Annotated in this window: 23 protein-coding genes; 16 read left to right on the top strand and 7 right to left on the bottom strand. The window is 63.1% G+C overall.

Annotated elements, in window-relative coordinates:
- Nucleotides 1–239: 239 nt before the first annotated feature.
- On the bottom strand, nt 240–1,115 hold the full coding sequence (locus tag L5849_RS12835) for a LysR family transcriptional regulator (RefSeq protein ID WP_236925905.1): 876 nt from the start codon (nt 1,113–1,115) through the stop codon (nt 240–242).
- Nucleotides 1,116–1,213: 98 nt separating this feature from the next.
- On the opposite strand from L5849_RS12835, the gene L5849_RS12830 reads away from it, so the two are divergent.
- Nucleotides 1,214–1,984: a hypothetical protein gene (locus L5849_RS12830; RefSeq protein WP_115415213.1), complete on the top strand. Its 771-nt coding sequence runs from the start codon at nt 1,214–1,216 to the stop codon at nt 1,982–1,984.
- Nucleotides 1,985–2,064: 80 nt separating this feature from the next.
- Here the strand turns inward: L5849_RS12830 and L5849_RS12825 are convergent, their stop codons facing one another.
- The 4 genes from L5849_RS12825 to L5849_RS12810 all read right to left on the bottom strand — a co-directional run bounded on the left by L5849_RS12825 (nt 2,065) and on the right by L5849_RS12810 (nt 5,817).
- The gene (locus L5849_RS12825; RefSeq protein WP_236925904.1) at nt 2,065–4,185 is read right to left on the bottom strand and encodes a TonB-dependent receptor; all 2,121 of its coding nucleotides are present in this window, start codon (nt 4,183–4,185) and stop codon (nt 2,065–2,067) included.
- Nucleotides 4,186–4,238: 53 nt separating this feature from the next.
- Entirely contained in the window at nt 4,239–4,694 is a 456-nt protein-coding gene (locus tag L5849_RS12820) for a hypothetical protein (RefSeq protein WP_236925903.1), read from the bottom strand.
- 131 nt (nt 4,695–4,825) lie between these two features.
- Entirely contained in the window at nt 4,826–5,161 is a 336-nt protein-coding gene (locus tag L5849_RS12815) for a metalloregulator ArsR/SmtB family transcription factor (protein ID WP_115415210.1), read from the bottom strand.
- Nucleotides 5,161–5,817 carry a peroxiredoxin gene (locus L5849_RS12810; RefSeq protein ID WP_115415209.1) on the bottom strand — a complete coding sequence of 219 codons (657 nt, stop codon included), beginning with the start codon at nt 5,815–5,817 and terminating at the stop codon, nt 5,161–5,163. Before L5849_RS12810 ends, L5849_RS12815 begins: the two co-directional genes overlap by 1 nt.
- Nucleotides 5,818–5,891: 74 nt before the next feature.
- On the opposite strand from L5849_RS12810, the gene L5849_RS12805 reads away from it, so the two are divergent.
- The 11 genes from L5849_RS12805 (at nt 5,892) to L5849_RS12755 (ending at nt 15,164) form a co-directional block, all read left to right on the top strand.
- The gene (locus L5849_RS12805) at nt 5,892–6,824 is read left to right on the top strand and encodes an MBL fold metallo-hydrolase (RefSeq protein WP_236925902.1); all 933 of its coding nucleotides are present in this window, start codon (nt 5,892–5,894) and stop codon (nt 6,822–6,824) included.
- Nucleotides 6,821–7,270, top strand: a complete 450-nt coding sequence (locus L5849_RS12800; RefSeq protein ID WP_236925901.1) for a YeeE/YedE family protein — start codon at nt 6,821–6,823, stop codon at nt 7,268–7,270. Before L5849_RS12805 ends, L5849_RS12800 begins: the two co-directional genes overlap by 4 nt.
- A complete protein-coding gene (locus tag L5849_RS12795) occupies nt 7,267–7,686 on the top strand; it encodes a DUF6691 family protein (protein ID WP_115415206.1) in 420 nt (139 codons plus the stop codon). The genes L5849_RS12800 and L5849_RS12795 overlap by 4 nt, the downstream gene beginning before the upstream one ends.
- Nucleotides 7,686–8,096: a TIGR01244 family sulfur transferase gene (locus tag L5849_RS12790; RefSeq protein ID WP_236925900.1), complete on the top strand. Its 411-nt coding sequence runs from the start codon at nt 7,686–7,688 to the stop codon at nt 8,094–8,096. Before L5849_RS12795 ends, L5849_RS12790 begins: the two co-directional genes overlap by 1 nt.
- 43 nt (nt 8,097–8,139) lie before the next feature.
- The gene (locus tag L5849_RS12785; protein WP_236925899.1) at nt 8,140–9,339 is read left to right on the top strand and encodes an FAD/NAD(P)-binding oxidoreductase; all 1,200 of its coding nucleotides are present in this window, start codon (nt 8,140–8,142) and stop codon (nt 9,337–9,339) included.
- A 15-nt stretch (nt 9,340–9,354) separates the two neighbouring features.
- Nucleotides 9,355–11,112, top strand: a complete 1,758-nt coding sequence (locus L5849_RS12780) for a sulfate permease (RefSeq protein WP_236925898.1) — start codon at nt 9,355–9,357, stop codon at nt 11,110–11,112.
- 226 nt (nt 11,113–11,338) lie between these two features.
- A complete protein-coding gene (locus L5849_RS12775; protein ID WP_236925897.1) occupies nt 11,339–11,857 on the top strand; it encodes a DUF2202 domain-containing protein in 519 nt (172 codons plus the stop codon).
- A gap of 34 nt (nt 11,858–11,891) precedes the next feature.
- Nucleotides 11,892–12,521, top strand: coding sequence for a peroxiredoxin (locus L5849_RS12770; RefSeq protein ID WP_236925896.1), 630 nt, complete (start codon nt 11,892–11,894; stop codon nt 12,519–12,521).
- Nucleotides 12,522–12,598: 77 nt separating this feature from the next.
- On the top strand, nt 12,599–14,041 hold the full coding sequence (locus L5849_RS12765; RefSeq protein ID WP_236925895.1) for a cytochrome ubiquinol oxidase subunit I: 1,443 nt from the start codon (nt 12,599–12,601) through the stop codon (nt 14,039–14,041).
- The gene (gene cydB, locus L5849_RS12760; protein ID WP_236925894.1) at nt 14,041–15,036 is read left to right on the top strand and encodes a cytochrome d ubiquinol oxidase subunit II; all 996 of its coding nucleotides are present in this window, start codon (nt 14,041–14,043) and stop codon (nt 15,034–15,036) included. Before L5849_RS12765 ends, cydB begins: the two co-directional genes overlap by 1 nt.
- Nucleotides 15,036–15,164: a DUF2474 domain-containing protein gene (locus L5849_RS12755; protein WP_236925892.1), complete on the top strand. Its 129-nt coding sequence runs from the start codon at nt 15,036–15,038 to the stop codon at nt 15,162–15,164. The genes cydB and L5849_RS12755 overlap by 1 nt, the downstream gene beginning before the upstream one ends.
- 19 nt (nt 15,165–15,183) lie before the next feature.
- Here the strand turns inward: L5849_RS12755 and L5849_RS12750 are convergent, their stop codons facing one another.
- Nucleotides 15,184–15,876 carry a UTRA domain-containing protein gene (locus L5849_RS12750; RefSeq protein ID WP_236925890.1) on the bottom strand — a complete coding sequence of 231 codons (693 nt, stop codon included), beginning with the start codon at nt 15,874–15,876 and terminating at the stop codon, nt 15,184–15,186.
- Nucleotides 15,873–17,243, bottom strand: a complete 1,371-nt coding sequence (locus tag L5849_RS12745) for a formimidoylglutamate deiminase (RefSeq protein ID WP_236925889.1) — start codon at nt 17,241–17,243, stop codon at nt 15,873–15,875. The genes L5849_RS12750 and L5849_RS12745 overlap by 4 nt, the downstream gene beginning before the upstream one ends.
- Nucleotides 17,244–17,308: 65 nt before the next feature.
- Here L5849_RS12745 and hutI point away from each other — a divergent pair, with 65 nt between their 5' ends.
- The 4 genes from hutI to hutU are packed head-to-tail and all read left to right on the top strand — an operon-like array spanning nt 17,309 to nt 22,509.
- Nucleotides 17,309–18,526 (top strand): imidazolonepropionase, encoded by a 1,218-nt coding sequence (gene hutI, locus L5849_RS12740; protein ID WP_236925887.1) that lies wholly within the window; start codon nt 17,309–17,311, stop codon nt 18,524–18,526.
- On the top strand, nt 18,519–20,054 hold the full coding sequence (hutH, locus tag L5849_RS12735) for a histidine ammonia-lyase (protein ID WP_236925886.1): 1,536 nt from the start codon (nt 18,519–18,521) through the stop codon (nt 20,052–20,054). The genes hutI and hutH overlap by 8 nt, the downstream gene beginning before the upstream one ends.
- Entirely contained in the window at nt 20,051–20,839 is a 789-nt protein-coding gene (hutG, locus tag L5849_RS12730) for an N-formylglutamate deformylase (protein ID WP_236925885.1), read from the top strand. Before hutH ends, hutG begins: the two co-directional genes overlap by 4 nt.
- Nucleotides 20,836–22,509 (top strand): urocanate hydratase, encoded by a 1,674-nt coding sequence (gene hutU, locus L5849_RS12725; RefSeq protein ID WP_115415193.1) that lies wholly within the window; start codon nt 20,836–20,838, stop codon nt 22,507–22,509. Before hutG ends, hutU begins: the two co-directional genes overlap by 4 nt.
- The last annotated feature ends 6 nt before the right edge of the window (nt 22,510–22,515 follow it).

Below are 22,515 nucleotides of genomic sequence, written 5' to 3'. Positions count from 1 at the left end.
TGGAGCAGTCCGGTAGCTCGTCAGGCTCATAACCTGAAGGTCGTTGGTTCAAATCCAACCCCCGCAACCAAACACAAATCAACACACAACAACAAACCGCAAAACCGAAAACCTAACGAAGCTGATCTAGCTGTAAGTTTCCCCATAGTTCGCGTGATGACGCGAGGGATGGGAGCGTTCCTGTAACTCGATAGGTTCGAACCTGTAGATCGTGCCGAGGCCGACTGGGTGGATGCGGATCATGTCGGGGCGCGCTTGCCTGTCACCAGGTCGGCTTTGGCCGCGAGCGCATCGTAAACAAAATCGGCGACAGCCCGAATTCGTGGCGTATGCCTGAGATCGGGATGCGCAAGCACCCAGATGTCCTGCTGCCTGACTGGCTTCTCCTCGGTCAGTCTCACCAGATTCGGCTCCGGGTCGGCCATGAAACACGCTCCCCGACCCAAGCCGAAGCCTTGGCACAAAGCGCGGTGGCGGGCAGTGATGTCGGCGATCCGAAGCCCGATAGGCGCGTGGGGAAAAGGGGATGTATCCAGCCAGTCGGGCCACATTCCCGGATCGAGGGGCGCGATCCATTGCAGTGATTCTTGCGGGGTTCGTTCCAGATAAGTGCGGTCCGCATAGTAAGTGACGTGTAGCGCGCAAGCCCTGCGCCCGACGAGGTGATCGGGCGGTTTCTGTGCTCCGCGCACCACAATGTCCGCTTCCGACTTGTCGAGATCGACGAACCGTGACGTGGTATCGACCCGCAGGTCGATTGCCGGATGCCGTGCAGTCAGTTCGAATAGATCGTCCAGCAACAGATACTGCGCGATCGCTTCGGGCAGCGATAACGTGACGACGCCCGAAATCGCCTCGCCCGCAGCGTTCTGACGCCGGATCGCTTGGAAGGATAGCTGTTCCATCCGCTCCGCGATCTCCACCAGCTGCTCTCCCAGCGGAGTGGGCAGATACCGGCCCGGCGCCCGATCGAACAGCTTACCGCGACGCGCCTCCAGCCCAGCCAAGCGCCGCGAGACGGTGGTATGCGTTGTGCGCAGCATTTCGGCGGCGCTTCGCATGCTGCCCGATCGCGCCAGCGCCAGCAGAAGGCGGTAGTCGTCCCAATTCTCCATTGGCTCATTTTTGCACCACATATGCGCAAATACTAGCCGAGACCGCCGTGTTACGCCCGATTATGGTGCAAATTGATCGCATCTGCTGGAGAATACCCATGCCATTCCTTGCCCTTTCGAGAAGCGCGGCGTCCGTAGCCGCCCTGTGCCTGACCAGCTCCTTTGTCGCAATGGCACAGCCCGCCGCCGCGCAAGGCGATCCCGCGCCCGTCACAGTCGAGTTGCGCAAGGGCGAGGTGCTGCAGGTGATCGCGCCCGAAGCCCGCGAAGGGGGGCTCGAGGCCCGACGGGACTATTACCGCGATGTCATCCCCATCGCCGAAAATTACGGTTTCAGGCGCCTTGGTCAGCTCGATGTCGAGCAGAAGGTGGTCGGCGAATTCGATCCCGGCGCCTTCATCTTCTTCTCCTGGCCCAGCGCGGCGAATGCACAGGCCTTTCTCGACCGCCCGGATCTGCCCGAGATCCGGGCTCGGCGGTCCGATGGCTGGAGCGAACTCAAGATCTTCGACGATCTCGTGGAGGAAGATACGACATTGATACTCGATCCGAACAAGGATTATTCGATCGTCGTCGCGTGGTTCGATCCCGCAAATCCCGGCGACTACAGGCGCTATCTCGAGGGGATCGAGCCGGCGGTCGAGCGCGAGGGCGGGCGTTTCATCTACAAGATGCGCAACCCCACGCTCGAGACCAACGCGAACGCCGAGGTAGCTCCCGGGCAGATCACCTTCGTCGAATGGGCCGACCGCGAGGGTTTTGCCCGCGTCCAGAAAACGCCCGAATATCTCGCCCACCGAAGCTATTTCGCATCGGGTACGACCAGGTTCGAGTTCTATTGGCTCGGCGTGACGGGCCGAGATCGCTGACACCGCTGCAACGAAGTCGGACATTCGCTCGGTAACGACCGGGACAGCCATATCCGGCCGCTCCGGTCGTCACACACGGTTCAAAACTGCGTGGTGAGCCGTACCCAGGCGCCACGGCCGGGGCCTGGCAGACGCTCGCCCAGCGGAACGTCGGATGCGCCGACACGGCTGCGGCCGGCGAGGTGGGGCTGGTAGTCCTCGTCGAACAGGTTTTCCACGCCCGCTTCGATCCGCAGATCGGAACCGACCGCATAGCGGGCGAACAGCCCAACGACGGCGTAGCTGTCGCTCGGCTGCTCATCGTTCGATGCCGAGACGCGGTCCTGACTCGCCGCTGCCATGAGCTCCGCTCCGAAGGACAGCCGGTCTCCGAGATAGGCTGCAGATAGCAGCAAATTGGCCGGGGCAATTCGATAGAGATCGTCGCCTATGTCGCGGCGCTTGCCCCTGACAAAGCTCGCGACACCGGAAATCTCGAACCTCTCGACCGGGCGAAAGCTGAAATCGAGATCGGCGCCGTACAATTCGGCGTCCACATTCCCGAAGGTAAGGGGCGTGGGATCGCCATTCATGGCTGCAATCATCTCGACCGGACTATCGATCACACCGACACTGTCGTCATACGGCATGCCTTGGATGAAGTCGTCGACCCGGCGGTAAAACACGCTCGGTCGGAACGAAAATGCGCCGGTTTCAAGGTCCAGGCCGACCTCGGCAATCCACGCGGTTTCGGGTTCGATGCTCGGATTGCCGACATAGATATTTCCGTCCGCCAAGCCATAGCTCGCTTGTGTCGGCAGCCACCCCAATCGTTCAAGCAGACTGGGCACCCGCTCTTTACGCGCCAGAGTTACACGCGGGGTGACGGCCCCAAGCGGTAGCCAGGCACGCATTACGCCGTCTACCGTGGTATCCGACGCGGTTCGATCGGCCGCGGCGAAGGCCGCAGCGAGCGCTCGCGGACCCATTGGCACCGCGCTACCGAGCTGCGGCACTCCCGCCGAGTGTTCGGTGCGATCGATCCGGCCGCCCAGCTCGAACTCCACGCCTCCGATATCGCCGCGCCACTGCGCGAATGCGCCAAGCCTCTCGCTGCGGAAGTTGGGCTGCGCTTCGATGAAGAAAGCGGAATTGGTTGGATTGGTGATGTTTACGAACTTGTCGGTCAGTTCCGCATCCGCGCCGATTTGGATATAATCCCGATCCGTGCCGAAGCGCACCGAGCCCTCGGCTGTGGTGGTATCGGCATCGGCAAAGGTTGCGCGAGCGCGCATTGGCGAAGCGGCGGGTTGGCGGATCGTCTGATTGTCCATCAGGTGCCGCACCGCGACATGGCCGAGCCGCAGGTCGAGGTTGACGTTCTCTGCGATTTCGCCGCGAAATCCGCCCTGAACGAAATCGGTATCGAAGAACACTATGTCGAGCGCGAAGGGCGGATTGCCGGTTGGGTCGGTTTCGCTGCGGCGATATTCGATGAAGAGTTCGCCCGGCCCGGCACGGAAGCCGGCATGGGCACCGTAGAGGGTTCGTTCGAAGGAGGAGCCACCGACCGTGCCGTCGGCAAAGCTGTAATCGTCCCCTTCTTCCTTGCTGGCGATCACACCGAAGCGCCAGCGTTCGTTGGCAAGGCCGATCAAGCCGCCAAGGGCATAACTGTCATCGGCGCTGCGGTATTGGCTTGCAAACCGCGCCTGGGGGGCGAGCGCCGATCCGCCGGTGAATTGCGTCTCCACCAACCGGGCATCGATCGCGCCGGCCAGCGATGGGCCTTGCGAGACCGGAGCCACACCGCGCGCGATCTCTATCCGGTCGAGGAGTATGGATGGCGCGTAATGCAGCGGCGGGTCCATCGCATTCGGGCCGCCGGTGGCGAAGCGCTGGCCATTTACGCGGCCGAGAACCCGCTGTCCGGAGAGGCCGCGATAGGAAAGCTGGCCGGATAGCGCGCCGTTCCCCACGAGAAAACCGCCCGGCGTCCGTGCCGCAATCGCTGCGGCATCGGGCGGCAGGGCGACTTGCTGGGGCGGTGCGACGACGTCTTCCGTCTCGCCATTGCGGCGCGGTGCTGTAACCGTAATCGTGTCGGTCAGAACCGGATCGGCGCCATCGGCGGCGTTCTCGTTCTCGGCCGAGACGGAATGGGTGGGAAACAGGGCGCAGGATGCGAGCAAGCTCGCCCTGCAAAGGGCGTTCAAAAACATGGTGATCTCGTTTGTTTGGTGTGCGCGCGGGCGCGCCGCGGCATGCTGCCGGGCTACGCGCGAAAAATTGTAACCGGGTCAGGAATCCGTGGCGGCGCGCGCAGCGGCGGTCGCAAATGGCGGACCGGAGCAAGGGCGAGGGTCGGGAGAGGACGAGCATCCGGCCCGATGCCGCCTGGTGCACTTGCGAACTCCGCCGGTTTTTCCGGAAGCATTCCGGCGAAGGCCAGGGCGGAGAATGCACAGTCGGCCTTGGAGGCCGTTGAAGCCGGTTGCTCGTCATCTAGGGGCGGCGTGTGGTGCCCCATCGCGGCATGATCGAGCGCATTGGGGGCTGCCGGTTCGTGAATTTTGGCGGATGCGAGCGCGCGGTAGAGCGCGTTCGTTTCCGGGCAGGGATCGATAGTGACGAAATGCGTCGTCGAGGGCGCGACCATATGGCCCGCCGGGACGATCGCATTCATCCCCAGCGCGGCCAGAAGCAGCGCGAGAAAGATGCCGGGGCGCATGGCGGAGGTGCGACGAATGCGCGTCGGGAGAGAGAGGGGCGGCAACACGGGAGGGTATCGTCTATCCTGCGCGGTCTCGATCAAGATATATCGGGCATCTTCGCGCTGCCGCCCATATCGCTAGAACCCTTTCACGACAACCGCGCGAAATTCGCTACTCCGGGCGATGGTGTGCGGACATGCGGGCGCTTTGCCGATGCGGCCATGTCGGTTCCGGAAATCGATGCACCAAGTTGCGAGAGGCGGTCCTCGTTCAGGCTGTAATAGACCAGCTTGGCATCCTTGCGGGTTTCGACGAGCTCCGCTTTGCGCAAGACGCCGAGCTGCTGCGAAAGCGCAGGCTGGCCGATGCCGGACGCCTTTTCGATTTCGCCGACATTGAGTTCCCCGGCTCTCAATATCTGGACGACCCGGAACCGTAGCGGATGGGCGATGGCCTTCAGTTCCTCGATAGGTGCCTCGTCCATCATTTGCGCTTGCCCCTGCTGGCTTCACGCAGGAACCATGCGGTTTGATCCTTTGCCGCGAAGACCTCGTCCAGATTCTGGGTCGGCGGCGTGAGCAGAGGCTCGCCCAGGGTCCAATTGGCAGGCGCAAGCGCATTTTCCGCATCGATCGCCTGAAGTCCATCGAGCATGCGCAGCATTTCCGGAATTGAGCGGCCCATATTGGCCGGATAGCAGGTCATCGCCCGGATGACGCCGGTGGGATCGATGAAATAGGTCGATCGCACCGTCGCGCTGTCGCTATCCTGCGGCGAGACCATTCCGTAGGCTTCGCCGATCACCAGCGTAGGGTCCTCCACGATGGGAAACCGTATTTCGACATCGAAGCGGTCGCGGATCATGCGCAGCCAGGCGAAGTGCGAAAACAGGCTGTCGACGGAAAGCGCCATGAGCGCGCAATCGCGTTTCTCGAAATCGTCGGCCTGCCGGGCGAGCGCGACGAATTCGGTCGTGCAGACCGGCGTGAAATCCGCAGGGTGCGAAAACAGGATCAGCCATCGCTTCCTGAAGTTGGTCAGCTTGACCGGTCCTATCGTGCTCCGCGCCTCGAAATCGGGTGCGGTGTCGCCGATTCTCAGGCCTCGGGGAGCGCCTTCGTACTTTTCGCCCATATCCATCGCCAGACCCTTAGCACTTGACACACAGAAAGCAATACATATACACACTTTACGTAATCAAAGGAGTTTTTGACATGGTTGGGCATGACGTGGCGTTGCAGGCGGCGGCGGAGCAGATCGGGCGCGCTCAGGATGAAAAGGCCCTGCGGCCCTCGATCGCGGGCTTTTTCGACGAAGCGACGAATACGGTCAGCTACGTGGTGCATGATCCCGCCACGTGCGAGGCTGCGATCATCGATTCGGTGCTCGATTACGAGGCTGCTGCCGGACGCACGTCATACGGGTCTGCGGACCGGATCGTCGAATACGTCAATTCCCATAATCTGAAAGTGACGTGGCTGATCGAAACGCATGCCCATGCCGATCATATTTCGGCTGCGCCCTATCTGCAGGAAAAGCTGGGCGGTAAGCTGGCTATCGGCGCCGAGATCATCCGGGTGCAGGAAGTGTTCGGCAAGCTTTTCAATGCCGGAACAGATTTCGAACGCGACGGATCGCAATTCGATCACCTCTTTACCGACGGGGAAAAATTCGATCTCGGCGAAATCGAGGGCATCGCTCTCCACGTGCCGGGGCACACGCCCGCGGACATGGCCTTCATTATCGGTGACGCGGCGTTCGTCGGCGATACGATCTTCATGCCGGATTTCGGGACCGCGCGGGCGGATTTTCCCGGCGGCGATGCACGCGAATTGTTCCGTTCGATCCGGCGGCTGCTCTCGCTTCCGGAAGATACGCGCCTGTTCCTGTGCCACGATTACAAGGCGCCGGGGCGCGATGAATATGCCTGGGAGACGACCGTCGGCCAGCAGCGCCGCGAAAACGTCCATGTAAAGGACGGCGTGAGCGAGGACGAGTTCGTCGAGATGCGTACCACGCGTGACAAGACGCTGGCGATGCCCAACCTCATCATGCCGTCGGTGCAGGTGAATATTCGCGGCGGGCGCCTGCCCGAGCCCGAGGATAATGGCGTCAGCTACATCAAGATCCCGGTGAACGCGGTATGATGCTGCCCGGTTTTCCCGAAGCGGCGCCGCTTGCCGGCTTGGTCGGCGGCATACTGATCGGACTGGCAGCGGCGCTGATGTTGCTTGGCGCAGGCCGCATTGCCGGCGTGTCCGGCATAGCTGCGCGCGCGACCGGCATCGGCGACAGCGGCATGTCCAGATCGAGCGCCTGGATGTTCCTGATCGGCTTGCCGCTGGGGGCGCTGGTCGTTGCCATGGCAACGGGGGGGATCGATGCCAGCTTCGCCAGCCCTCTCTATCTCGCTGTCGCAGGGCTCGTGGTGGGCGTGGGGACGCGCCTTGGCAGCGGCTGCACCAGTGGCCACGGCGTCTGCGGTGTCAGCCGCTTCTCGCAGCGCTCGGTCGTCGCGACGCTCACCTTTATGGCGTTCGGCATTGCCACGGTCGCGGTGATGAACATGGCGGGACTGGAGGTGCTGCCATGATCCGGCGTCTGCTCCCCCCGCTGCTCTCGGGAACGCTGTTCGGGGCAGGCCTTGCACTGGGCGGAATGACCAATCCCGCCCGGGTGCGCGGCTTCCTCGACCTGTTCGGCGATTGGGATCCCACGCTCGCTTTCGTGATGGGCGGTGCGGTGATCGTCATGGCCATCGCCTGGCGCTTCCAACCACGCATGGCGCACCCATTCTTCGCGGAAAAATTCGCCCTGCCGGACCGCAGCGACCTGACCGCGCGCCTGATCGGCGGATCGGCGCTGTTCGGGATCGGCTGGGGTATCGCGGGCCTGTGCCCCGGGCCGGGTGTCGCGGCGCTCGTGATCGAGCCTGCGTCGGCGGCGATCTTCGTGGTCGCCATGCTTGCGGGCATGTTCCTGGTGCGCCTGATGGAAGGGAATGGATGATGGATATTCGAGAAGTTTCGCCAGGCTTCGCCGTGGCGCCGCAAATTCAACTCGCGGATATGCACGCCTTGAAAGAACGTGGATTCGCCACTCTGATCTGTAACCGGCCCGATGGCGAGGAAGAGACGCAGCCAAGCGTCGATGCAATGCGCGAAGCCGCGCAGGCGGCGGGAATCGCATTCCACCATATTCCGGTTTCGGGCGGCGCGTTTCCCGATGCGGCAATCGCGGCCTTTCGCGCGGTTCGGCGCGGGACCGATGGGCCTGTGCTTGCCTATTGCCGTACCGGCACGCGCTCGATCACGCTCGAGACGCTGGCCAACCCGGATGGCATCGACCGCGACAAGCGGCTGAAGCGCGCCGCCTCCGCCGGGTACGACCTCGGCACTCTACGCGACACGCTCGGCTGACGCATTCGGGAGAAGACAGATTTCCAAATCGCATACAGTCGTCGTGATCGGCGGGGGCGCGGCAGGCATCGCGACGGCCGCCTCGCTGCTCAAACGCCGCCCCGGTCTCGACATCGCGATTGTCGAGCCGGCCGATACCCATGCCTATCAACCGGGCTGGACGATGGTTGGCGGCGGGATCTTCGAACCCGAAGTCACGCGGCGACCGATGGCCAGCGTGATGCCGCGCGGCGTCGAATGGATCAGGGCGGCGGCCAAATCCTTCCAGCCGGACGATAATCAGGTGACGCTCGAGGACGGCTCCACCCTGCGCTACGAGGTCCTTGTCGTCGCCCCAGGTATTCGGCTGGCGTGGGAGAAGATTGCCGGTCTCGAGGACACGCTGGGCAAGAACGGCGTCACCTCCAACTACCGGTACGATCTGGCTCCCTATACGTGGGAACTGGTTCAGAGCATCACCTCGGGCCGGGCCATCTTCACGCAGCCACCCATGCCGATCAAATGCGCGGGTGCGCCGCAGAAGGCGATGTATCTTTCCTGCGACCATTGGCGCCGTGAAGGCATGCTCGACCGGATCGATGTCGAGTTCTGCAATGCGGGCGGGGTGCTGTTCGGCGTTCCCGATTATGTTCCCGCGCTGATGAGCTATGTCGAGAAATACGATATCGGGCTCCGGCTGGGCCACAATCTGGTGTCCGTCGACGGCCCGGCGCAGCAGGCCGTTTTCAAGACCGAAGACGGCGAGGTGACTCGCGATTTCGATATGCTTCATGTCGTTCCGCCACAGGTTGCGCCCCAGTTTCTGGCCGACAGCCCTCTGGCGGCCGAAAGCGGTTTCACCGACGTCGATCAGCATACCTTGCGCCATAACCGCTACGACAATGTCTTCGGACTTGGCGATGGTGGATCCATGCCCAATGCCAAAACGGCGGCCGCGGCGCGAAAACAGGCGCCGGTCGTCGCGGTGAATGTGCTGCAACAGCTTGCCGGGCGGGGGCCGAAGGCGGGATATGATGGCTATGGATCCTGCCCGCTGACGGTCGAGCGCGGGAAAATCGTCCTCGCCGAATTCGCCTATGGCGGCAAGCTCGCCCCAAGCTTCCCGACCTGGCTGATCGATGGAACCAAGGCGCAGCGCCTGTCCTGGATGCTCAAGGCCGATGCACTGCCCTGGATCTATTGGAACGGCATGCTCAAGGGGCGCGAATGGCTTGCCGGTCCCGGCAATATGATCGCGCAGTAGGAAAGGACGCTTCCGGTGTTTTCGCGCTACCTGCCGATCCTCGAATGGGGCCGGACATACAACCGGAACGTCCTGACGGACGATCTGATGGCGGCCGTGATCGTCACCATCATGCTGATCCCGCAAAGCCTGGCCTATGCGCTGCTGGCGGGCCTGCCGCCGGTGGTGGGGCTCTATGCCTCGATCCTGCCGCTGGTGCTTTATGCCGTGTTCGGGACCAGCCGCACGCTGGCGGTGGGGCCGGTGGCCGTGATCTCGCTGATGACCGCGTCGGCCGCGGGTGCGATCGCGGAACAAGGCACAGCGCAATATCTGGAGGCGGCGATCACGCTCGCCATGCTTTCGGGGGTGATGCTGGCGATCCTCGGTATTCTGAGGGCGGGCTTTCTCGCCAACCTCCTCTCGCATCCGGTAATCAGCGGGTTTATAACCGCATCCGGCATTCTCATCGCGACCAGTCAGCTCAAGCACATTCTCGGGGTGACAGCGGGAGGCGACAACTGGCCGGACATGCTCGGCTCGCTTGCGGCATCCATAGATGAGACGAATGGCTGGACGCTGGCCATCGGCATCCCGGCGACCATGTTCCTGTTCTGGGTTCGCAAGGGCGCCAAGCCGGCGCTGCAGAAAGTGGGCCTGCCTGAACGGGCGGCGGATATGACGGCCAAGGCCGGCCCGGTGGTTGCGGTCGCGCTGACGATTCTGGCCGCGATCGCTTTCGATCTGCAAGATAAGGGCGTCAACATTGTCGGCGCGATCCCACAGGGCCTGCCACCCTTCGCAGTGCCATCGACCGACCTGGCGCTGATCGAGCAATTGTGGGTCCCCGCGCTGCTGATTTCGATCATCGGCTTCGTCGAAAGCGTTTCGGTAGCGCAGACGCTGGCCGCCAAGCGCCGCCAGCGCATTTCACCGGATCAGGAACTGATCGGCCTGGGTGCGGCCAATGTCGCCAGCGCGTTTTCCGGTGGCTATCCGGTGACGGGCGGTTTCGCCCGCTCCGCAGTCAATTTCGATGCCGGTGCGCAAACCCCTGCCGCGGGCGCCTATACCGCTGTGGGCATTGCGCTCGCCACGCTGTTCCTCACGCCGCTGTTGTTTAGCCTGCCTATCGCCACGCTGGCGGCAACCATCATCGTTGCCGTGCTCAGCCTGGTCGACCTCAAGACACCCGGCCGCCTGTGGCGCTATTCGAAAGCGGATTTCGCCGCGCATGTCGCCACGATCGCCATTACGTTGATCGCCGGTGTCGAGATGGGCGTGATCGCGGGCGTGGTCGTGGGCCTGCTGTTGTATCTCTGGCGCGCCAGCCGCCCGCACGCCGCAATCGTCGGGCGGGTTCCGGAGACCGAGCATTTCCGCAATGTCGAGCGGCACGAGGTCTTCACCGTGCCGCATGTGCTTTCGATCCGTATCGATGAGGCGCTGACCTATCTCAATGCCCGCTGGCTGGAGGAATATGTCCTCGAGGAAGTGGCCGAGCGGCCCGCCGTGCGTCACGTGATCCTGATGTGCAGCGCGGTCAATGCCATCGATGCCTCGGGCCTGGAAAGCCTGGAAGCAATCAACCACCGGCTGGGCGATGGCGGCATCGGTCTCCACCTGTCGGAGGTGAAGGGGCCGGTGATGGACCGGCTGCAGCGGTCGCATTTCCTCGAAGAGCTGAACGGCCAAGTCTTCCTTTCCCAATCGCGCGCTTTCGAAAAATTGGCATCAGACGATGGTGCACCGCCCGAACCGCACGATCACTATCTGGCGCGCGGCCTTATCTGACCGAACGTGCTCCGGTCCGGGGAAAAACGCTGGTGACGCAACCCCGCGCAAAGTTCATTTATGGAAAAATCGTATTTGAGAGGGGCAAGAACCCCTCCGGAAGCTCGTGAAAAGGCGAGTTGCGCGTCACTCATCACCGATTGCAAATTCGATTACATTAAATGATAAATAAACCTTCTCGGCAGGGTGTGGGTGAGGTAAGGCTATGCAGCGAAAGGAGGCCGATATGTCCGGTTCCAGTTACCTTCTGCCGATCCTGATGTCTGGCCTGGCGATGGTCTTCGGCGGCACGCTTGTGAATGCCTCGGACACCACCGACGCCGACGCCAAGGCATTGCGTATGGCGCTCGACGATGAATATCGGGCCGAAGCGACCTATGCTGCGGTCATCGAAACCTTTGGCGAAGTGCGTCCCTTTATCAGGATCATCGACGCGGAACGGCGCCACGCTGCCCGGGTGAAGGCGGAAATGGACCGGCTCGGTATCGGCTATGATCCGGCCAATCCCTATCTCGGCTCGATCCCGGCACCGCCGACATTGCTGGCGGCCTGCGAGCAGGGCGTTTCTGCCGAGATCGAGAATATCGCGCTTTACGACCGCCTCCTCCCGACCATTCGGGACCAAGGGGTGCGAGCGGTCCTGAGCAATCTTCAGCGGGCATCTCGCGAACGTCACCTTCCCGCTTTCGAGCGTTGTGTCGCCCGCGGCGGGCAGGCCGGGCGAGGCCCCGGCCGCCGTCGCTAGAACCCTGTTCCTGTTACCAGAGAGGACTTTTCCCATGTCTCTTCACATTGGCGATACCGCGCCGAACTTTGCCGCAGCCACCACCGCTGGCGAGATCGAGCTGCATAGCTGGTCGGGCGATAGCTGGGTGTTCTTCTTCAGCCATCCCGCAGATTTCACCCCCGTCTGCACCACGGAAATGGGCATGACCGCGAAGCTTGCCGAAAAATTCGAACAGCGCAACGTGAAGCCTCTCGGACTGTCGACCGATACGGTCGAGGAACATTGCAAGTGGGTAAAGGACGTCGACGAAACGCAGGGCGTAACGCTTCGTTTCCCGATCGTTGCCGATCCCGATCTGAAGATCGCCCGGCTTTACGACATGATTCATCCGGACGAGAGCGAGACGGCTGCTGTTCGCTCCGTCTTCATCATCGATCCGCAGAACAAGATCCGTCTGACGATGACCTATCCTATGAGCGTCGGGCGCAATTTCGATGAGATCCTGCGGGTCGTCGACAGCCTCCAGACCGGTGATCGGGCGGGGATCGCCACGCCCGCCAACTGGAAGCCCGGCGAGGACGTGATCATCCCGCCTTCGGTCAGCGATGAAGAGGCGCGCGAGAAATTCCCGCAAGGGTTCGAGACGATCAAACCCTATCTGCGCACCACGACGCTAGGGTGAGGGCCGCAGGGACGTGTCCCCTTGCCCCGCCTCGGGGGCGCGCCCTAGACCCATGCACAGACTGACAAGGTAGGCCCATGTTCGAACAGTTCGACGCCCTCTTGCTCGCACGCATACAGTTCGCCTTCACGGTGAGCTTCCACTTCTTCTTTCCGGCCTTCACGATCGGGCTTGCGAGCTTTCTGATGGTTCTCGAGGGGCTGTGGCTCAAGACCGGCAGGCAGCTTTATCTGGACCTGTTCAAATACTGGGTGAAGATCTTCGCCATCGTATTCGCGATGGGCGTCGTGTCCGGCATCGTCATGAGCTATCAGTTCGGCACCAACTGGGCCGTATTCTCGGACGTTGCCGGGCCGGTGATCGGGCCGCTGATGGCCTATGAAGTGCTGACCGCCTTTTTCCTCGAAGCGGGGTTCCTGGGGGTGATGCTGTTCGGCATGAACAAGGTCGGCAAGAAGCTGCATTTCTTCGCGACCTGCATGGTGGCCTTGGGCACCTTCGTATCCGCCTTTTGGATCCTGTCGGTGAATAGCTGGATGCAGACGCCCACAGGCTTCGAAATGGCTGCCAACGGGCAGATTCTCCCGGGCGAAAGCTGGTGGGACATCGTGTTCAATCCGAGCTTTCCCTATCGCCTGGTCCATACGGTCATGGCCGCTTATCTGACCACTGCCTTCGTGGTGGGTGGGGTGGGGGCGTGGCACCTGCTCAAGGACCGGACCAACCTCCATGCGCGCAAGATGTTCTCGATGGCGATGTGGATGGCCGCGATCGTCACGCCGCTCCAAATCTTCGCGGGCGATCTGCATGGTCTCAACACGCTGGAACACCAGCCGCAGAAGGTAATGGCGATGGAGGGGCATTTCGACAGCCACCCCGATGGTGCGCCGCTGATCCTGTTCGGGATACCGAATAGCGCGGAAAAGCGGGTCGATTACGCGATCGAAATCCCCAAGGCTTCTTCGCTCATTCTCAAGCACGATGCCGATGCGCCGCTGGCCGGGCTCGATACCGTACCCGACGACGAAGAACCGCCCGTAGGGATGGTCTTCTGGTCGTTCCGTATAATGGTCGGCCTCGGTTTTGCCATGCTCGGAATCGGTCTGTGGAGCCTCTACGCACGATGGCGAAAGAACCTTTACGATTGGCCGTTGCTGCACAAGGCGGCGGTCGTCATGGGGCCGTCGGGCTTCATCGCCGTGCTGGCGGGCTGGATAACCACCGAAGTCGGACGTCAACCTTACGTCATTTACGGATTGCTAAGGACCGCCGACGCGGCAAGCCCGCTCGACGCGCCCGCCGTAGCGGTTTCCCTGCTGGCATTCATTGTCGTCTATTTCGCCGTCTTCGGCATCGGCATTTGGTATATCCTGCGCTTGATGAGCCATGCACCGCATGTCGGCGAACTGGGGGCGAAGCGCGGCGATACGGGGCCGATCCGCACTGCCGGTATCACACCCGGCCCCACCCAGAACCCGGGCCATGATGAACCGCTGCCGACCGAGAAGGAGGAGGGATAATGGACCTCACCGTCATCTGGGCCTTTATCATCGCCTTTGCCGTCTTCGCCTATGTGGTGATGGACGGGTTCGACCTGGGCATCGGCATTCTCTTCCCGACCTTCGATGTGGGCCGCGAACGCGACCGAGCGATGAATTCGATCGCGCCCGTATGGGACGGCAACGAAACCTGGCTCGTGCTTGGCGGAGGCGGGCTGTTCGCGGCCTTCCCGCTTGCCTATGCCGTGATTCTGCCCGCGACCTACCCGCTGATCATCGCAATGCTGCTGGGGCTGGTCTTCCGCGGCGTGGCCTTCGAATATCGCTGGCGCGATCCGGGGCACAGGCGTTTGTGGGATGCCGCCTTCACCGGCGGTTCGCTGGTGGCAGCCATGGCTCAGGGCATGACTCTGGGCGCATTGCTGCAGGGTATAGAAGTGATCGACCGCGCCTATGCCGGAAGCTGGTTCGACTGGCTGACACCCTACACATTGCTGTGCGGTCTCGGCGTCGTCGCCGGCTATGCATTGCTCGGCAGCACCTGGCTGATTTGGAAGCTCGACGGACCGGGCCAGGCACACGCCCGCAAGCTTGCTTTGCGTTCGGCTCTTGCAACCATCGTGCTGATGGGGGCGGTCAGCCTCTATAACGTGTTCCTCAACGCCGAATATGCCGAACGCTGGCTGACGGCGCCGGAAATCTACTTTGCCGCGCCCGTCCCGATCCTGACCGCCATCATTGCGCTGTCGATGATCCAGGCCATCCGCAAGGCCCGGAACAGTAAGCCGTTCTGGCTTTCCATCGCGCTGTTTTTCTTCGGAATGGCCGGGCTGGGCGTGACGATGTGGCCCTATGTGGTGCCGCCCGGCGTGACCATCTGGGATGCCGCCGCACCCGAGCGGAGCCAGGTCTTCATGCTGATCGGGGTGGCCATCACCTTGCCGCTCATCATTGCCTATACGGCCTGGGCCTATTGGGTCTTTCGCGGCAAGGTCGCCGACGAGGGGTATCATTGATGGCCTTGCTGCCGGAACGCGAACCGCCCCTGTGGCGGCGCCTGGCCTGGATGGCGGCGATCTGGCTGGCAAGCGTCGCAGTGCTGGGAGCTGTCGCTTGGATTATCAGGCTGTGGCTGGCCCCGTGACGCAGGCCGTCGAAGCCTCCTAGATCGTGAATGCGATCCGGTGGTTTGGCGCATAGCAAAGTGTCATCGTGGTCACCGGACGATCGTCGAGCCAGGTGGTCCGCTCCATGGTAAGCAGTGCCTTGCCATCGATCGTGCCGAGCATTTCGGCCGTGTGCCGATCGGCATTGGTCGCCAACAATGCCACCTCGCCGCGTGTGAAAGGCACGGTTCGCACCAGCCATTCATTGGCGCTTAGCGTACCGAGTTCGGCATGTTCGAACTGCGGAACCGTGGCGAGATTGATCCAGCGGGTCTCGAACGCGAACGGGGCTTCATCGGCCAGATGCAGCGTCTCGAGATAGACGGAACGCACATCGCCCCCAGCCTTCAGACGTTCCGCCACCGCCGGTGGTGGCGATGCCAGCTTTCGCTCGATGATCTCGCAGCGATAGGTGCTACCGGCCTCTTCGACCTGCTCGCGCAGCAGTTGGATGCGCAAGCTCGCCTGCGGTAGCGGCAGCGGGCGCACGCGCGTGCCACCCTTGCGCTTGCGCTCTACCAGGCCTTCTTCGGCCAATGCCTGCAGCGCGCGATTCACCGTTGTGCGCGAACAGCCGTATTCCTGCGCGAAATCGGCCTCGCCCGGGATCAGTTCGCCCAGCTTCCATTCGCCTGCGACGATGCGCGTGCGGATCGCGTCGCGAATGCCGCGATGGGTGTTCGGATTCACAGGGCTGCGCCAAGCTCGCGGATCGTGCGGGCAAAACGGGATCGGATTTCGGGAGCGCGACGATGTTCGCCGTCTTGAACGATATGCCGACCCGCCGCCCAAACATCGCTGACCGCGCGCGCCTCAACTCCGAAGATCCACGCATCGAGCCGCTGGTCCGCCTCGGGCCAGTCGAGGAAGGGCAGATCGTCGCGCAGTGCCACGACATCGGCGAGCTTGCCTGTCTCGATCGATCCCGCATTGCGTCCGATCGCTTGCGCGCCGCCGTGTGCGGCGCGTTCATAGAGATAGCGACCATTGGATCGGGTGATATCGTCGGTCAGCACGGCGCGTTGGCGATGGGCCAGACGCTGCGAGAGTTCAAGCATGCGCAACTCTTCTGCGACCGAGATCCGGATGTTCGAATCGGAACCAATTCCGATGCGCCCCTTCGCGGTGAGATAAGCTTGCGCGGGGAAGATACCGTCGCCGAGATTCGCCTCGGTGGTCGGACACAGGCCCGCCACTGCATCGGATGCCGCGAGATCGGATGTTTCACTGGCATTGAGATGTGTTGCATGGATGAGGCACCAGCGCTTGTCGACGGGCAGGTTGTCGAGCAGCCAGCGCACCGGGCGCGCGCCGAGATGGGCCTCAACCTCTTCGACTTCCTTTACCTGTTCGGCGGCGTGGATATGAAAAGGGCCGTCTGGGCACAGCGCCAGGCACATCTCGAGTCCCTCGCGGTCCACCGCACGAAGCGAATGCGGGGCCACGCCGAGCCGGAAGTCGGCTGGCATATCGCGGGCGCATCCCGAAATCCGCGTGTAAAGCGCCTCGAACGCCGCAGCCGAACTGCCGAAGCGCAACTGACCGTCCTTAAGCGGGCGTCCGTCGAGCCCGCCATGGGTATAGAGCACGGGAAGATGAGTCAGGCCGATCCCGCTGCTCTTACTCGCGGCGAAGATGCGCTGCGAAGTCTCGGCCAGATTGTCGAAATGTCCGCCGCCCACCTGGTGATGGAGGTAATGAAACTCTGCCGAAGCGGTGTAGCCTGCTTCCGCCATTTCGAGCTGCACCAGTGCGGCGATCGCCTCGATATGATCGGGCGCAAGGATGTCGAGGAAGCGATACATGACCTGCCGCCACGTCCAGAAATCGTCTGCTCCGGCGGGGCCGCGGGCTTCGGCCAGTCCGGCCATCGCGCGCTGGAAGCTGTGGGTGTGGACATTGGCCATACCGGGCAGTGCAGTGCCGACCGCCGCGGCTGCGTTGAAGCCGCGAGGCGAGACTTCGGCGATGACCCCTGCTTCGTCCACATGGATTGCGTGATCGGCGAGCCAGCCCGAGGGTGTGAGGACCTGTCGTGCGGAAATTATGCTTCCCATTGGCCGTTGTGCCTTTCCAATATTATGTGTATACATAATCACACAGCGAGGAGTAACGCAAGTATATGACGGGTCGGGTGTTCATCAATTGCAGGGCCGCGACGATGGTCGCGGATGAAGTCGGCTACGGGCTGATCGACGATGCGGCGATCGCGGTCGATGAAGGGCGGATTGCCTGGATCGGGCCGCGTGGCGTCCTTCCCCGGGGGCATGATGGTTGGGAGCAGGTCGATCTTGGCGGTAAGCTCGTCACTCCGGCGCTGGTGGATTGCCACACTCATCTCGTTTTCGGCGGCGATCGCAGCCGCGAATTTGCGCTGCGCCTGGAAGGCGCGAGCTATGAGGAGATCGCGAAGGCAGGGGGCGGCATTCGCTCGACGGTCGCTGCCACCCGCGAGTCCGCCGGGGAAGAGCTGCTCGCCAGCGCCCTGCGCCGGGTGGACGATTTGATTGCAGACGGTGTCGCGGTGATCGAGGTCAAGTCCGGATACGGGCTTACCATCGAACACGAGATGCGTATGCTTCGCGTTGCACGGGCGATCGAAACCGAACGGCCCGTTCGTATCGTGACAAGCTGGCTTGCCGCCCATGCGCTGCCGCCCGAATTCGAGGGCGAGGCAGACCGTTATATCGACGAGGTTGTCATCCCGGGCCTCGAGGCCGCCGCTGCCGAGGGCCTGGTCGATGCTGTCGACGGGTTCTGCGAAGGGATCGGCTTTTCCCCCGAACAGATCCGCCGGGTATTCGAAACTGCGCGCAATCTTGGCATCCGTGTCAAACTGCATGCCGAGCAGTTGAGCGACCTCAAGGGTGCGGTTCTGGCCGCCGAATATGATGCCTTGTCAGCCGATCACCTGGAATGGCTGGCACCCGGGGACGCCGCGAAGCTGGCGGAAAAGGGTGTGGTGGCGGTGCTTCTCCCCGGCGCATTCTACGCCCTGCGCGAAACGCGTCTGCCGCCGATGGATGCGCTGCGTGAACAGGGCGTGGCAATGGCGCTGGCTACCGATTGCAACCCGGGCAGCTCACCGCTCTCTTCGCTTCGACTGGCCATGAACATGGGCTGCACGCTGTTTGGCATGACGGCGGAAGAAGCGCTGGCTGGTGCGACGCGGAACGGGGCCAAGGCGCTTGGACTGGAGGCCGATTACGGCACGATCGAAGCAGGCAAGCGTGCCGACCTTGCGGTGTGGGATGCGCCCCACCCGGACTATCTCAGCTATTGGATCGGCGGACGCTTGCTGCGCGGTCGCATTGTTGCAGGAACCCATCACCATGCATGACTTGCTGTCGCCCGGATCGCTCGGCCTAGCCGAGCTGGAAGCACTTTATCGCTCCTCCGGTTCCTTCCGGATCGATGATGCCGCCATGGCGGCGGTGGCGCAATCGGCCGATCGGCTGGGCGCGGCGGTCGGCTCGGGAGAGGCGATCTACGGGGTCAATACCGGCTTCGGCAAGCTGGCCAGCGTGCGCATCGGGGCAACCGATCTCGGGACGCTCCAGCGCAATCTCGTCCTCTCGCATAGCGCCGGTTTCGGCGAACCGCTCTCCCCCGAGATCGTGCGCTTCATAATCGCCCTCAAGTGCCTTTCGCTCGGGCGCGGGGCATCGGGCGTTCGCCCGGTGGTGGTGGAGCGCCTCCAACAGCTGGTGGAGGCGGGCGTTACTCCCGTAGTGCCCGAGAAGGGATCCGTCGGCGCCTCGGGCGATCTCGCACCGCTTGCCCATGTCGCGGCGACGCTGATCGGCGAGGGCGATGCCTTCTATCGCGGCGAGCGCATGGCGGCAGGCAGCGCGCTCCAGCGCGCCGGGCTCGAACCGCTGGTGCTCGAAGCCAAGGAAGGCCTTGCCCTGCTCAACGGCACGCAGGTTTCGACCGGGCTGGCTCTTGCCGCGCTGTTCGATAGCTGGCGGCTGGCAATCAATTCTCTCGTGACGACCGCGCTGTCGCTCGATGCCGCGATGGGTTCGACAGCGCCGTTCCGAGAGGAAATCCACACGCTGCGCGGTCATCGCGGGCAGATCGCCGCGGCGGAGGCTATTCGTGCCCTGCTCGAAGGCTCGCAGATCCGCGAGAGCCACCGCGAGGACGATTTGCGGGTGCAGGATCCCTATTGTCTGCGCTGTGCGCCGCAGGTGATCGGTGCCTGCCTCGACCAGCTCGCCCATGCGGGCAATGTCCTGCGGATCGAGGCCAATGCCGCGACCGACAACCCGCTGGTGCTGTCCGATGGAAGCATCGTCTCTGGCGGCAATTTCCATGCCGAACCGGTCGGCATGGCGGCGGATGGGATTGCCATTGCCGTGTCCGAGATCGGCGCCATCGCCCAGCGTCGCATCGCGCTATTGGTCGATCCGGCGCTGAGCTTCGGCCTTCCTGCATTTCTCGCGCCGTCGCCGGGTCTGCAATCGGGCCTTATGATCGCCGAAGTCACCAGCGCCGCTCTGATGAGCGAGAACAAGGCGCTTGCCAATCCGCGCGTGGTCGATTCCACCCCGACCTCGGCCAATCAGGAGGATCATGTGTCCATGGCCTGCCATGGCGCGCGGCGGCTGTTCGAAATGAACGCCAACCTCGCCGCCATCCTCGGTATCGAGGCGATGACGGCCGCGCAGGGCGTCGAATGCCGGGCCCCGCTGGAGACCAGCGCGAGCCTGAAAGCAGCGATGAAGCGTATCCGCTCGGCCTCGCCCGCATTGACCGGAGACCGGCTGATGGAACCCGACATCGCGGCCATGGCGGACCTGCTCGGCTCCGCGGTTCTGGCCGAGGGCATTGCCGCCGAAACAATCGCGGGTTTCGATCCATGAGCCCCGTCACCGTCGTCCGCGGTACCTCGCCAATCGTGCTGGCGCAGCCGCATTCAGGGACTTTCGTGCCTGCGGACATCTGCGCGAAGCTGACCGAACGTGGGGCGATGCTCGCCGATACCGACTGGCATATCCCCCAGCTCTATGACGGCCTCGTCCCGGAAGCGACGGTCGTGCGCGCCGAATTCAATCGCTATGTTATCGACGCCAACCGCCCGCCCGACGGGGCGAGTCTCTATCCCGGGCAGAACACCACCGGCCTGGTGCCGCTGGTCGATTTCGAGAACCGGCCGCTGTGGCACGAAGAGCCGGATGAGAATGAGATTGCCCGGCGCCGCGAGGCCTTCCACGCGCCTTATCACGCCGCGCTGCGCGCGGAACTCGACCGCGTGCGTGCGGCGCATGGTTTTGCCGTGCTCTATGATTGCCACTCGATCCGGTCGCGTCTGCCTTTCCTGTTCCAGGGCACGCTGCCCGATCTCAATATCGGCACCAATGGCGGTGCGACCTGCGGGCAGGCAATCGAGCGCGCTGCCGCCATCGCCTGCGCCAATGGCCCTTACAGCTATGTCGTAAATGGCCGCTTTCGTGGCGGCTGGACCACGCGACATTACGGCCATCCCGGCAAGAACATCCACGCGATTCAGATGGAAATCGCGCAATCGACCTACCTTCAATCGGAAGAAACGCCCTTCACTTTCAGTCCAGACAAGGCCGCCGACCTGCGCGACACGCTCGCCGAGATATTCGACGGCATCGAAAGCACTTTCGGAGATCTTACATGACCATCGACCGCCGTAATGCCCGAGATATCAAGGCGCCCACCGGGCCTGAACTCACCTGCCGCAGCTGGCAGGCCGAGGCGCCGTTCCGCATGATCCAGAACAATCTCGACCGCCAGGTGGCGGAAAATCCCGATGAGCTGGTTGTCTATGGCGGGATCGGCCAGGCGGCCCGTAGCTGGCAGGATTTCGAACTGATCCTGTCCAGCCTCAAGACCCTTTCCGACGACGAAACGTTACTGGTCCAGTCGGGCAAGCCGGTCGGCGTGTTTCGCACGCATGCCGATGCGCCGCGCGTGCTTATCGCCAATTCCAACATCGTGCCGCACTGGGCCAATTGGGACCATTTCAGCGAACTCGATAGGAAGGGCTTGATGATGTACGGCCAGATGACGGCCGGTAGCTGGATCTACATCGGCACGCAGGGCATCGTGCAGGGCACGTATGAAACCTTCGTCGAGGCGGGTCGCAGACATTATGACGGCGATCTCACGGGCAAGTGGATCCTCACCGGCGGCCTGGGCGGCATGGGCGGTGCGCAACCCCTCGCCGCGGTGATGGCGGGAGCATGCTGCCTGGCGGTCGAATGCAATCCCGAAAGCATCGATTTTCGCCTGCGCACGCGGTATCTTGACGAGAAGGCCGACAGTGTGGACGAGGCGCTGGCGATGATCGAGCGCTGGACCGCCGCAGGCGAGGCGAAATCGGTTGGCCTGCTCGGCAATGCCGCCGAAATCTTCCCCGAACTGGTGAAGCGCGGCGTGCATCCTGACATCGTTACCGACCAGACCAGCGCGCACGATCCGGTGAATGGCTACCTTCCCGAAGGCTGGACCATGGGCGAATGGCGGGCCAAGCGCGAAAGCGATCCTAAAGCGGTCGAAAAAGCCGCGCGCGCCTCGATGCGCAAGCAGGTCGAGGCCATGCTGGCGTTCTGGGACGCAGGCGTGCCCACGCTCGATTATGGTAACAACATCCGTCAGGTCGCGCTGGAGGAGGGGCTGGAAAACGCCTTCGCCTTCCCCGGTTTCGTGCCGGCCTATATCCGCCCGCTATTCTGCCGCGGCGTTGGGCCATTCCGATGGGCCGCGCTCTCGGGCGATCCGGAAGATATCTACAAGACCGACGCCAAGGTGAAGGAACTGCTGCCCGACGACCACCACCTGCATCACTGGCTCGACATGGCGCGCGAACGGATTGCCTTTCAGGGCCTGCCCGCACGCATTTGCTGGGTCGGGCTGGGCGACCGTCACCGCTTGGGCATGGCGTTCAACGAAATGGTCGCGAATGGCGAACTGAAAGCACCCGTGGTGATCGGCCGCGATCATCTCGATTCCGGTTCGGTTGCCAGCCCCAACCGCGAGACCGAGGCGATGAAGGACGGCTCGGATGCGGTCAGCGACTGGCCGCTGCTCAATGCCTTGCTCAACACGGCCAGCGGCGCGACCTGGGTCAGCCTGCACCATGGCGGCGGGGTCGGCATGGGCTTTTCGCAGCACGCCGGGATGGTCATCGTCGCCGACGGGACCGAGGACGCCGCCCGGCGTCTCGAACGGGTGCTGTGGAACGATCCGGCGACCGGCGTCATGCGCCATGCCGATGCGGGTTACGAGGAAGCGCTCGACTGCGCGCGGGAAAAGGGGCTGGACCTGCCCGCCATCCTCGGCGGTTAGGCCGCT

The sequence above is a fragment of the Erythrobacter sp. SN021 genome, from assembly GCF_021864455.1.
The sequence above is the reverse complement of the archived record's forward strand: the minus strand, read 5'-3'. Positions and strand labels throughout refer to the sequence as shown.